This is a genomic window from Streptomyces sp. NPDC053560 (assembly GCF_044544605.1).
Lineage (GTDB): Bacteria > Actinomycetota > Actinomycetes > Streptomycetales > Streptomycetaceae > Streptomyces.
The window spans coordinates 751,238-763,694 of record NZ_JBITXI010000001.1 but is presented as its reverse complement, the minus strand read 5'-3'; the positions used below and the strand labels follow the sequence as shown (position 1 = coordinate 763,694).

Annotated in this window: 9 protein-coding genes; 3 read left to right on the top strand and 6 right to left on the bottom strand. The window is 72.9% G+C overall.

Annotated elements, in window-relative coordinates; translation table 11 throughout:
* Window positions 1-103: 103 nt before the first annotated feature.
* From ACIGQF_RS03060 to ACIGQF_RS03045, 4 genes are all read right to left on the bottom strand, one after another.
* Entirely contained in the window at window positions 104-319 is a 216-nt protein-coding gene (locus ACIGQF_RS03060) for a dodecin (protein WP_361561381.1), read from the bottom strand.
* Window positions 320-444: 125 nt separating this feature from the next.
* Complete coding sequence (locus tag ACIGQF_RS03055) at window positions 445-906, bottom strand: universal stress protein (RefSeq protein WP_361561382.1); 462 nt, start codon at window positions 904-906, stop codon at window positions 445-447.
* Window positions 907-995: 89 nt separating this feature from the next.
* Window positions 996-3,857, bottom strand: coding sequence for a peroxidase family protein (locus ACIGQF_RS03050; RefSeq protein WP_399704656.1), 2,862 nt, complete (start codon window positions 3,855-3,857; stop codon window positions 996-998).
* Window positions 3,858-4,186: 329 nt separating this feature from the next.
* A complete protein-coding gene (locus ACIGQF_RS03045; RefSeq protein WP_399704653.1) occupies window positions 4,187-4,852 on the bottom strand; it encodes a PAS domain-containing protein in 666 nt (221 codons plus the stop codon).
* A 179-nt stretch (window positions 4,853-5,031) separates the two neighbouring features.
* Between ACIGQF_RS03045 and ACIGQF_RS03040 the strand changes: the two genes are divergently transcribed.
* Together ACIGQF_RS03040 and ACIGQF_RS03035 are read left to right on the top strand one after the other, a co-directional pair.
* Window positions 5,032-8,199, top strand: a complete 3,168-nt coding sequence (locus tag ACIGQF_RS03040; protein ID WP_399704650.1) for a cytochrome P450 — start codon at window positions 5,032-5,034, stop codon at window positions 8,197-8,199.
* A 229-nt stretch (window positions 8,200-8,428) separates the two neighbouring features.
* On the top strand, window positions 8,429-9,634 hold the full coding sequence (locus ACIGQF_RS03035; RefSeq protein ID WP_399704647.1) for an FAD-dependent monooxygenase: 1,206 nt from the start codon (window positions 8,429-8,431) through the stop codon (window positions 9,632-9,634).
* A gap of 48 nt (window positions 9,635-9,682) precedes the next feature.
* Here ACIGQF_RS03035 and ACIGQF_RS03030 read toward each other — a convergent pair whose 3' ends face one another.
* Together ACIGQF_RS03030 and ACIGQF_RS03025 are read right to left on the bottom strand one after the other, a co-directional pair.
* A complete protein-coding gene (locus ACIGQF_RS03030; protein WP_399704644.1) occupies window positions 9,683-10,627 on the bottom strand; it encodes an NADP-dependent oxidoreductase in 945 nt (314 codons plus the stop codon).
* 44 nt (window positions 10,628-10,671) lie between these two features.
* Window positions 10,672-11,184: a DUF2165 domain-containing protein gene (locus tag ACIGQF_RS03025; RefSeq protein ID WP_399704641.1), complete on the bottom strand. Its 513-nt coding sequence runs from the start codon at window positions 11,182-11,184 to the stop codon at window positions 10,672-10,674.
* A gap of 129 nt (window positions 11,185-11,313) precedes the next feature.
* Here ACIGQF_RS03025 and ACIGQF_RS03020 point away from each other — a divergent pair, with 129 nt between their 5' ends.
* Window positions 11,314-12,363 (top strand): phosphatidylinositol-specific phospholipase C domain-containing protein, encoded by a 1,050-nt coding sequence (locus ACIGQF_RS03020; protein WP_399704638.1) that lies wholly within the window; start codon window positions 11,314-11,316, stop codon window positions 12,361-12,363.
* Window positions 12,364-12,457: the final 94 nt, after the last annotated feature.

Below are 12,457 nucleotides of genomic sequence, written 5' to 3'. Positions count from 1 at the left end.
TTATCCGGCGCTTACGGAAGGCGACCCGGAAGGCCACTCCCCGTACGGGGGGCGGTGACCCGATACCCGCTCCTGCAACCGGCCCCGGGACCGGCCGCCCGGATCAGTCGGCGTCCTCCAGGCGGAAGCCGACCTTCAGGCCGACCTGGTAGTGCTCGATCTCGCCGTCGACGATGTGACCGCGCACCTGTGTCACTTCGAACCAGTCCATATTGCGCAGCGTCTGCGACGCGCGCCGTACGCCGTTGCGAATAGCGGCGTCCACGGTCTCGTGGGACGTGCCCACGATCTCTGTCACACGGTAGGTCCGGTCGGTCACGGCAGACTCCCTCGTCGGCGTGTCGGGTCCCGGCGGCGTCGCGGTGGCTGCGCGAGTGGGCGTGCCGGGCAGTTCCTCCCACAGCGCACCCGCCCGTCGCGGTCCGTCCTCCCGAAAGAGGGGTGCTACGGGACGACCGTGACCGGCCAGCGGCCCGCCTTCACCAGACGTACCGCGACCGAGCCCATGATGCGGTGACCTGCGGACTCCGACGCGCCGACCACCACCGCGTCGGCCTTCAGATCGTCAGCCATCCGGAGCATCGCGCCGTACGGGTCGCCGCGCACGACGTGGAACTCCCAGCGGAGGTCGTAGATGCCCTGGAGGCGCTCGGTGGAGGCGCGGATCTCGGCCATCAGCTCTTCGGCTATCTCGTCCGTCGTGGGTGCCACCGGGGCGCCGAGCGCGGCGCCGGCCGCCAGCACCGGCTGGACGTACACCAGGACCAGCTTCGAGCTCTGCCGGCGGGCCAGCCCGGCCGCGTACGAGGCGGCTCGCCACGACGACTGCGAGCCGTCGATGCCGACGACGATGACCTTGGGGCCGTCCGTACCGCGCTCGAAGGGCGCGGGCGTCTTCTCCTCCACAGGGAGGAGGTTAACGCCCGCGCCCCGGAGCGATCCCGCGGGGCATCACAAGATCGCTCACCCCGCGTACGCGGCCCGGCGGCGGTCCCTCACGACCCCGCGCCGTCGCCGCGCACCGGAAGCACCGGCCGCCAGGGCGCGAACGCACTGGCGTCGCGGGGCAGCATCGCCGCGAGCTCCGGGCAGTGCCGCAGGATGACGGAGTTCATCCCGCCGCGCGCCACCCAGTCCATGCCCAGCGGCGTGTAGATCTCCGGCCGGAAGTCCACGGTCAGGAACCGGTCGGACTGGATCCGCCGGCTCGCCATCAGGATGAAGACGCGGAAGGCGGTGTCGCTGAAGCCGAAGCCCTCCGGCGGGTTCTCCGCGAACAGCCCGACCACGGTGTCGACCTCGTCGACGTTCCGGTACACGTCCTTCAGCAGCGCGGCCGTGTCCGGGTCGGCGGAGATCTCGTCGAACCGGGTGACCCGCGGCTTGTGCAGCCCGGCCCGGAAGTCGTTGTACCGCGGCACCCCGCGCCGCCGCGTCCGGACGATGTCCGCGACCGACAGGTCGAGGATCTCGCCGTTCCGCTCGAAGCGGGTCAGCGCGCGCGGGTAGTTGTGCAGAGTGATCGCGCCCGGGTGCGCGATGCCGAGCGAGTACAGCGAGTCCGTCAGGCCCGTCTTGCGGGCCAGCGACTCGGCCGCGCCGCCCTGCAGGTCGTTGAAGGTCAGGGCCTCCAGGCGCTGCCCGAAGTGGTGCTCGCGCAGCTCGTAGTCGTCCGGGAGCAGCGGGTGCATCCGGTAGACGGTGACGAAGTCCTCGGTCAGCGAGTACGGCACGTCGTGGTGATCGGGGAGGGTCTTCGGGATGCCGGTCAGCGAGTGCGACTCGACCAGCCACAGCCCCAGCTTGTGCAGCCAGCTGTCCGGCGGACCGTCCCAGTTGGTGCGCAGCGCGATGTCGATGGACTTCGTCGCCAGGATGGCGGGGGTCCACTCGACCGTGTGGATCTTCGCGATCAGCGCGGAGACGACGAGCCGGGCGGTCTGGTAGACCTGCTCGGCGGTCATCTTCGGGTACTCCTTGTGCAGCGCGTCGCAGACCGCGTTGTGCTCGCGCGCGAAGAGCGTGTGCATGACCGACAGGCCCAGCCACCAGTTGTCGGCGAAGCCGGTCAGCGGGATGCCGTTGCTGCCCATCGGCAGATGGCCGTCCTCCAGGCGCAGCTTCGCGCCGTCGGGCTCGCGCAGGCTGCGGGCGGTGCGCTCGTCGCTGCCGTAGACCTCGGAGCCGTCCCACCACGGCGAGGTGGTGTTGGCGAAGAGGATCGGCGGCTTGCCGGGGCGCTCCAGCCCCTTGTTCTCGGCGATCCGCATGACGTTCTCGGCCGGGCCGCCGGGAGTGTTGTACCAGCTGCTGCCGGGCGGCAGCGGCACCTCCACCGAGCGCTCGGCGAGCGCGTAGCGCCGGTGGTCGACCCAGTCGTGCACCTGGAACTGGATCCAGGCCGCGGCCAGGATGTTCAGCGAGGAGGCGGGCTGGAACGAGCGGCGGTGCAGCAGCTCACGGGCGACCGTGACGGGGTTCGGGGTGTCGAAGAGGTCGGGGCGGTAGACCGGCTTGAGGTTGCGGCCGAAGGTCGAGCCCACCGCGCCCATCCGGGGCGCCGACAGGTCGGTGTGCGAGCCGTCGTACGAGCGGGCCGTGCGGGCGCGCTCGTCCACCGTCTCCGGTACCGGAACCGCCTTCGGCGGCGCCTCGGGGATCTCGGTGTCGATGAGGTTGCGGCGGCGCAGCACCTGGCGCAGCGCTACCAGGTTGAGCAGACCGGCGTTGAGCGGCAGCCGGTGCCAGGGCACGTAGCGGTTGAGGGCGGTGAATACCGCCCGCAGGGGCCGGCCGAGCAGGCTGTTGCGCAGTGGTTCGTCGGTCCGGAAACGGGTGCCCAGACGGTGTGCCGCACTCGCCTGGTACGCGGCCTTCCTGGCCCGGTTCAGGTTGCCCAGCGGGCGGAAGTCCTCCGTGGTGTGCCACGGGTTGAACGCCAGCTGTTCGATGCGGCGGGCGGCGGAGGCGGCCTCGGCCGTGGTGATGTCCTGGCGCGGGACGGTGAGCCGGGCCACCGGAACGACGGGCGCGTCCGACTCCCGCCAGTCCGTGGCGCCGTCCTCGACGGGGGTGCGCTTCTCGTCCACGAACCGCTGTACGCACAGGTCGAATTCGACGTCGGCGGCGGCCAGCCGCTCGGCCAGCTCGTGCCGCAGGTGGTCGGGGTCGTGCCGGTCCGGGCGGGGCGCGGGCGCGCCGCCGGGCGCGGGCCGCAGCTGGTAGCGCACCGGCCCGGCGTCGCCCCACAGACATGAGCCGCGGCTCCAGTACGTCTCGCGGGCCAGCGAGCCGACCGTGTGGCGGGCGGCGGCCTGCACGTTGCGGCGCATCCGGGTGGCGGTGGCCCAGCCGACCGCCAGCGGCAGCTTCACCAGCAGCCCGAACGCCTTCTGCAGGGGTGTCCTGGCGCCCGCCATGGCCTTGGCGAAGGCGACGAACTCGCGGGCGTCGCGGGCATGGCTCACCGGGAAGTTGGTCCCCAGCAGGTCGTGGGTCTCCTCCGGTGACACCTCCACCCGTACGGCGATGCCGCGCAGGTCGGGCGAGACGTCGGACTGCGGTATGCCGCTGGCGTTGGACAGCCGTACGAGCGCGGGGTATTCGGCTCCGGGCTGGGCGAATCCCTGGGCCAGCGCGGGTGGCAGATCGTCGTTGAACTGCAGCCGGGCGTTCTCCACGCCGAGCACGCCCTTGGCATGAAAGGCGCGCCGGACGCCGTGCGCCCCGCCGCTGCCCTTGTTGCGCAGCTGGACGCGCATCAGATCGCGCGCCAGCTTCTCGAAGACCAGTCGCTCCGCTTCGGGACTGCCGCCTTCGTACGTCTCGTACTGCACGTAACTCACGGTGTCGGCCATGGGTCCGCACCCTCCGTACGGGAAGAAGGGCGCCCGACGCTACTCGCCCCCGCGCGGCCCGGCAGGGTCCGATTCGGGCCGATTCCGCCGGGCTCGCGCCGGCCCGCGACACGGCCGGTCACGCCACTCGCCGTCGCCGGTCCGGCCGCCGCTGGACAGCGGGGTGCGCTGCGCGGGGTGCCCGGGCCGGCTCGGCGGGAGGGCCGAGCCGGGGGTGGACACAGCGACCTGGCGGCGGTCCCGGTGCGGCCACCGGCGTCCAGCCCGGCGTCCGGCAACCGTACGGGAGGCGGACGCCGCGCTCGTCGTACCGGCCCGCCCGGCGGCTCTCAGCCGTCCTCGTCCTCGGCCGGGGCCGGGGGCCAGGCGGTGGGGGAGAGGAGACCGAGGGTGTAGGCGCGGGCGATCAGGGCGGTGCGGTTGGGGACGCGGTAGCGACGGGTCAGGCGGGTGAGGTGGTAGTTGACGCCGTCGACGGTGAGGCCGAGGTCCTTGCCGATGGCCGCGGTGGTCGCGCCGGCCGCCGCGAGTGCGAGGATGCGGGACTCGACGGGGCTGACCTGCGCGGACGGCGGCGGCGCCGGGCGGGACTCGTGGACGCGGAGGATGGCGAGCAGGGCCGGCGGCTCGTCGGAGGGGTCGCCGACCGGGTCCAGGGTGAGCATCCCTTCGCGCTCGGGTCCGGCCGCGCCCTCGCGCCAGCGGACCTCGACGGGGTAGCGGGAGCGGCGGCCCATCCGTACGGCCTCCACGAGCCGGCCGACCTGCGAGATCGCGCGGGGGCGGAAGTGGTCCAGGAGGTTGCGGCCGCGCAGTTGGCCGCGGGTGGTGCCCCAGACCGAGGCCATCGCCGGGTTGGCGATCAGCACTTCGCCGTCGGCGCGGCACACCGCCACCGGCAGCGGCATCCGGTCCAGCAGGATGAGGAAGTAGTTGTGCCAGGGCGCGGCCGCCGGGCCCGGCACCGCCGGGTGCGCGAAGAGGTCGTCACTCATCGGCCGGTGGCACCCGTCCCTCTCGTCTCGTGCGTCCATCGGTCCCGTTCCGCTCCGCGGCCGGCCGGGCCGCAATGATCATCTTCGCCCGGGCCGCAAGACCCGTACGGAAGAAAACACTGCACAATCATGCAGTTACCGCGGGGAGCGCGGCACACCGGGCCGGTCACTGTGGAGTCATGAGCGACACGCAGCTGCAGAGCGCTGACACCGTCACCCTCGGCGACGACGGCATCCCCGTGGTGGACATCACGGCCGCCGGTCTCTCCCGTACCCCCCTCCAGCGGGCCATGGGCCTCGCCCGCGAGCACGGACCGGTCTTCCGGCGCCGGCTGCACGGCCGGGACGCCACCTTCGTCACCTCCGTCGACCTGGTGACGGAGCTGGCCGACGAGACGCGCTTCGAGAAGGCCATCGGCCCGGCGCTGGAGAACGTCCGGGAGTTCGCCGCCGACGGCCTCTTCACCGCCTACAACGACGAGCCCAACTGGGCCAAGGCGCACGACATCCTGATGCCCGCCTTCGCGCTGGGCTCGATGCGCACCTACCACCCGGCGATGCTCGCGGTCGCCCGCCGGCTGATGGCGAGCTGGGACCGGCGGATCGCCGAGGGTGCGCCGGTGGACGTGCCGGACGACATGACCCGGATGACGCTGGACACCATCGGACTCGCCGGATTCGGCTTCGACTTCGAGTCCTTCGGGCGGGAGCAGCCGCACCCCTTCGTGGACGCGATGGTGCGCTGCCTCGAATGGAGCATGACCCGGCTGGCACGTAAGCCCGGTGTGGACTACTCCGAGAAGGACGAGGCGTTCCGCGCCGACGCCGACTACCTCGCGTCCGTCGTGGACGAGGTGATCAGCGCGCGTACCGCCTCCGGGGACACTTCCGCCGACGACCTGCTGGGCCTGATGCTCGGCGCGCCGCACCCGGAGGACGGCACCACGCTGGACCCGGCGAACATCCGCAACCAGGTCATCACCTTCCTGATCGCCGGCCACGAGACCACCTCCGGCGCGCTCTCCTTCGCGCTGTACCACCTGCTCAAGGACCCCGTCGCGCTGCGGCTGGCGCGCCGCGAGGCCGACGAGCTGTTCGGCGACGCGGCGGACCCGGACCCGTCCTTCGAGGACATCGGCAAGCTGGCCTTCACCCGCCAGGTGCTCAACGAGGCGCTGCGGCTGTGGCCCACCGCGGCCGCGTTCAGCCGGCGTGCGAAGGCCGACACCGTGCTCGGCGGCCGGTACGCCGTCAAGGTGGGGGAGATCTTCACGGTCCTCACCCCGATGCTCCACCGCGACCCGGTGTGGGGCGACAACCCCGAGCTGTTCGACCCGGCGCGGTTCTCGCCGGAGGCGGAGGCGGCCCGCTCCCCGCACGCGTACAAGCCCTTCGGGACCGGCGAACGTGCCTGCATCGGGCGGCAGTTCGCGCTGCACGAGGCGACCATGCTGCTGGCCCTCCTGGTGCACCGGTACCGCTTCGACGACCACGGCGACTACGCGCTGTCCATCAAGGAGACGCTGACGCTGAAGCCGGACGGGTTCACGCTCAAGCTCGCCGAGCGCTCCGCCGCCCACCGTGCGGCCGACCGCGCGGCGCTCGCCGTCCTGCCCGGCACCGGCGCCGCGGACGAGGGCCCCGTCACCGACGACGGGCTGCCCACCCGCGTCCACCAGGACACCGGCCTGTTGCTCCTGCACGGCACCAACTACGGCACCTGCAAGGACTTCGCCGAGCGACTGGCCGACGAAGGCGCGTCCCTGGGCTGCGCCACCGAGGTCGCGCCGCTGGACGCGTACGCCGGCGGACTGCCCGCCGACCGCCCCGTGGTCGTCGTGGCGGCGTCCTACAACGGCCGCCCGACCGACGACGCGGCCGCCTTCGTGGCGTGGCTGGAGGAGGCGCACGAGGGCGCGGCGGACAGCGTTCCGTACGCGGTCCTCGGCGTCGGCGACCGCAACTGGGCCGCCACCTACCAGCGCGTGCCCACCCTCCTGGACGACCGACTGGCCGCGCTCGGCGGCGACCGGCTGCTGCCGCGCGCCGAGGCCGACGCCTCCGGCGACATGGCCGGCACGGTCAAGGACTTCACCACCGCGCTCCGCACCGAACTGCTCACCCGGTACGGCGACCCGGCGAGCATCGGCACCACCGCGGCGCCCGAAGAGGCCGCGTGCACCGTCACCGAGATCACCGGCGGCCCGCTGGACGCGCTCGCCGCCCGGCACGGCCTCACCGCCATGACCGTCACCGAGGCGTACGACCTGACCGCCGAGGGCTACCCGCGCAAGAAGCGGTTCCTGCGCCTCGCCCTCCCCGAGGGCGTCACCTACCGCACCGCCGACCACTTGAGCGTGCTGCCCGCCAACGCGCCGGAGCGGGTCGCCCGCGCCGCGCAGGCGCTCGGCGTGGACCCGGCGGCGGTCCTCAGCATCCGGCAGCCGGGCGCGGGACGGAACGCACTGCCCGTCGACCGCCCGCTGACGGTGCACGAACTCCTGACTTACCACCTGGAGTTGAACGCCCGTCCCACGGCCGAGCAGCGCGCGCTGCTCGCCGCGCACAACCCCTGCCCGCCCGAGCGCGCGGCCCTCGAAGCGCCCGGTGATGACGACACCCGTACGACGCTGGAGCTGATCGAGGCGTACCCGGCGCTGCGCGGCGCGCTGCCCTGGCCGGTGGTGCTCGACCTGCTGCCGCCCATGCGGACCCGGCACTACTCCGTCTCCTCCTCGCCGGCCGCGGACGGCCGCCACGCCGATCTGATGGTCTCGCTGCTGCCCGGTGGTACGGGTTCGAGCCATCTGCACACCCTGAAGGCGGGGGACACGGTGCTCGCCCGCGTGCAGCCGTGCCGGGACGCCTTCCGTATCGATCCGGCCGATCCCACCCCGGTGATCATGGTGGCGGCCGGCACCGGCCTGGCACCGTTCCGCGGCGCCGTCGCCGACCGCACGGCGGCCGCCGGACCGCTCGCCCCGGCGCTGCTGTTCTTCGGCTGCGACGCGCCCGACGCGGACTTCCTGCACGCCGAGGAGCTGCGCGCCGCGGAGACGGCCGGCGCCGTCGGAGTGCGCCCCGCCTTCAGTGAACGGCCCGAGGAGGGACGCCGGTTCGTCCAGCACCGCATCGCCGCCGACGGCGAAGAGGTCTGGCGGCTGCTGGAGTCGGGCGCCCGGGTGTACGTCTGCGGCGACGGCAGCCGTATGGCACCGGGCGTACGCACCGCCTTCCGGGAGCTGTACGTGCGGTTCGGGGGCGGCACCGCAGAGGAGGCCGAGGCCTGGCTCACCGGGCTGACCACCGAGGGCCGCTACATCGAGGACGTGTACGCGGCGGGCTGACCCCCGGGGGCGCGCGGGGGCTGACGGGGGCGGCGTGGGACCGCCACGCGTACGACGAGAAGTGCGCAGACATGCCCGTTCCCGCTCTGGCCCCGGCGCGCCCGGCGCGCCAAGGTGGACCCGTGCGACGGGTGCGGCCCCCTCGGACACAGGCGCCGAGGGGGCCGCACCCGCCGCCGGGGCGTCACGACCCGCGCCCCGGAGACCGGCCGTCCGACCTTGGAGCGTCATGACCCACGCCCTGATCATCGGTGGTGGCATCGCGGGAGCGGTGACCGCGATGGCCCTGCAGAAAGCCGGCATCGAATCGGAGGTCTTCGAGGCGTACGCGAGCGGCGCCGACGACGTCGGGGCCTTTCTCGTCGTCTTCGAGAACGGTCTGGCGGCGCTGCGCGTCATCGACGCCGACGGACCAGTGATCGAGAACTCCTTCCCGGCCGGCCGGGTGGAGTTCCTCAGCTACACGGGCAAGCGGCTGGGCGAGCGCCCGATGACCGGGGCCGACCGCCAGGAAGCCGACGGGACGGAGAGCGCGGCGCCGGACGGAGCCGGCCCCCGGACGATGCGCCGCGCCACCCTGTACCGGGTACTGCACGACGAGGCGACCCGCCGCGGCATCGCCGTCCAGCACGGGAAGCGGCTGGTGGCGGCCGAAACGGTGGAGAACGGCCGGATCGTCGCCACTTTCTCCGACGGCACCCGCGCCGAGGGCGACCTGCTCATCGGCGCCGACGGCATCCACTCCGTCACCCGCAAGCTCATCGATCCGGCCGCCGCCCGGCCCCGGTACACCGGCCAGAACACCGTCTGCGGCTACACCCGCGACGCGAAGAACGCGCCCGAGCACGGCACTTACCACATGATCTTCGGCAAGAAGGCGTTCTTCGGCTGCACCCGCGCACCCGACGGCGAGACCTGGTGGTTCGCCAACGCGCCGGGCCCCGAACTCTCCCGGGAGGACCTCGCCGCGTCCACTCCCGACCACTGGCGGCACCGGCTCGCCGGGCTCTTCGACGAGGACAACACCCCGGCCGCCGACATCATCCGGTCCACCGGCGAAACCATCATCGGCTCCAACTCCTATGACATCGCCTCCACTCCGCGCTGGTGGACCGACACCATGGTGATCATCGGGGACGCCGCGCACGCCGCCGCGCCGAACGCCGCCCAGGGCGCGTCCATGGCCATCGAGGACAGCATCGTGCTGGCCAAGTCACTGCGCGACCAGGCCGGCAACCGCCGTGCCTTCAAGGCGTACGAGGAACTGCGCCGCGAGCGCGTGGAGAAGGTGGTCGCGGCCAGCGCGCACATGGCCCGGCGGACCGCGGTGGGCCCCGTACGCCGTGTCGTCCGCGACACCGTGCTGCCGCACCGTGCCCGCCGCAGCGAGGCCGGCGCCGCCGACTGGCTCACGTCGTACCGGATCGAGTGGTGACCGCGTCCCCGCCCGCCCGGCACGGCGAGCGGGGCCCCTGACAGCGGGTCAGGAGAAGTCGATCACCGGGCGTCCGCGCACGCCGCCGGCCTCCAGCAGCCGGTGTGCGTCGGCCGCCTGCTCGGCGGGGAAGACCTCCGCGACGCGCAGCGTGAGGACGCCCTCCTCGGCCTGGCGGCACAGCCGGTCCAGGCGCTCGGTGTCCGTGGCGGCGTCCGAGACCAGTACGGGGCGTACCTCGATGTCCCGCTCCGTACCGCCCGACCAGCCGCGGAACACCGTCACCCGGCCCCCGTCGGCGACGGCGTCGAACAGCTTCTCACCCTGCAACGACCCGTCCACGAGCCCCGGCACGCCGTCCGGCACCAGCTTCCGGATGCGCTGCGCCACCTCGTCGTCGCGCGGCACGACCTCGTCGGCGCCCAGCTCACGCACCAGCTTCTCGTCGGCCGGCTTGGCGTCGGCGATCACCCGCAGCCCGTCGGCCTTCGCCAGTTGGATCACGTACCCGCCGAGGGCGCCCGCCGCGCCGGTCACGGCGAGCGTGTCACCGGGCGAGAGCGCCAGTTCGTCGAGGGCGAGCCGGGCGGTCAGCGCGTTCATCAGGAGGGTGGCAGCGGCGGGGAAGTCCGTACCCTCCGGTGCCGGCACCACCGAGGCGGCGGGCACCACGATCTTGTCCGCGTACGTGCCGCCGCGCGGGCCGGTGGGCACCACCAGGGCCACCACCCGCTGCCCCACGGTGAGCCGGCCGTCACTGTCCGGGCCGAGCAGGTCGACCACGCCCGCCGCGTCCATGCCCGGCACGTAGGGCGGCTCGCGGTCCGTGAGCCGCTGCGCGTGCGCGCCGGACCGCAGCAGCGTGTCCGTGGGGTTCACCGCCACGGCGTGCACCCGGATGCGCACCTCGCCGGGGCCGGGCTGCGGCTCCGGCACGTCCAGGACCCGAAGCGCGTCGGGCCCGCCGAATTCTTCCACTCCGATGACTCGCATACGGGCGGCAACCGGAGCGCCGGGACGGCTATTCCACGGGAGCTTCAGGTGCCGGTGGGTTTCCGCCCGCCGCCCGGCGAGGTGGACTGCACGAACAGCAGGGCCACGCCCGCGAGCAGTACGTTCCGGGTGGCGGCCTCCAGCCCGTTCCAGTCCTCGGACTGCCACATCGCGAACCACTCGCCGCCGATGGCGAGGAAGCCGGCGCCGAAGAGCAGCACGACCATCAGCAGCCCGAGAGTGCTGAGCCGGCGGGCCCGCTCGCGGCGCATCGCCCACAACACGGTGGCCAGGACCAGCACGGCAGCGGCGGCCGTCTCCCACACGATGATCGCGAGGTAGGCGGCGTTCTGGAGCCGGGGCGAGGTGATGGCCCGCCACATGAGGTCGGGGTCCTTGAAGGTCGTGTCCATCGCGAGGACGTGCTGGACGAACGCCTGGTTGGTGCCGAAGTCGGTGATGTTACCGAAGGCGACGAGCGCCATGTACAGCGCGACCGTGCCCGTGAGAATGCCGGCGGCGAGGGTGGGCGCCGCCGCTGATCTTCTGCCGGCCATGGCGCCATCGTAGACGGCCGTGGAACGTCTGGGAACGGGGCGACGGACGTGCGTTCGAGGCGTCCCCCGCGTCCCCCAAGTCCCGTACGCTGCCGCCTGATCGACTGGCCAACGAGAAAGCAGGGGCACATGGGCGCGCATCGGCGTACGGGGACGATGGTGGCGGGTGTGGCGGGAGCGGCACTGGTGGCGGCAGCGGTGGTCTGGCCGGCCGCCACCGGTACCGCGGAGGCGGCGAACACGACGTACGACACGACCACGGCGGTGGGCGTGCACAACGCGTACGAGAAGGACAAGTACCCCTACTTCGCGGACGCGCTCGACTCCGGTGCCGGGCTGCTGGAGCTGGACGTGTGGACCAACGGGTTGGGCAAGTCCTGGCGGGTCTCGCACGGCAACCCGCTCGGCAACAACAACAACTGCGAGAACGCCAGGACGCCGGCGGAGCTGCGCACCAAGTCCCGCGACCAGGACCTCGGCGGCTGCCTCGCCGACCTCCGCGCCTGGCACGACGCGCACCCCGGTCACCGTCCCGTGCTGCTCAAGATGGAGCTGAAGGACGGCTTCAACGACAAGGGCGGCCGCGGACCGGACGAGTTCGACACGCTGGTGCGCGAGAAGCTGGGGGACGCCGCCTTCGGGCCCGGTGACCTGATCGGCGATCACGCGACGCTGGACGAGGCGGTACGGGCCGACGGCTGGCCGGAGCGGTCGGCGCTCGCCGGAAAGTTCCTGATCGAGCTGATACCCGGCACCGTCGAGGAGGGGAATCCGGCCGACAAGCTCTGGACCGACCGGGAGTACGCCACCCACCTGCGCACCCTGGCCGGCCAGGGGAAGCTGGCCTCGGCCACCGCCTTCCCCGCGGTGCACGGTGCCGAGGCCGGCGACCCGCGCTCCCGCTACGCCGACGCCGCGCTGCGCCCGTGGTTCGTCGTCTTCGACGGGGACGCCTCGGCCTACACCGGCGGCATCGACACCGCCTGGTACGACACCCGCCACTACCTCGTGATCATGACGGACGCGCACAAGGTGGCCCCGGCGATCGACGGCACCAAGCCGACCGAGCAGCAGGCCAAGGACCGGGTCGCGCTGCTGGCCAAGGCGCACGCCAGCGTGCTGACCGCCGACTGGTACCCGCTGCCGGGCGTGCTGGGCACGGTGACGCCGCGTGGCTGAGATGTGACGGGCGGGCGGCGCGGCGGGCGGCCGCGTGTTGTACAGGTTTCAAGCACTGTGTATGGTCGGAGTGTGACTTGAAGTTTCAAGTACT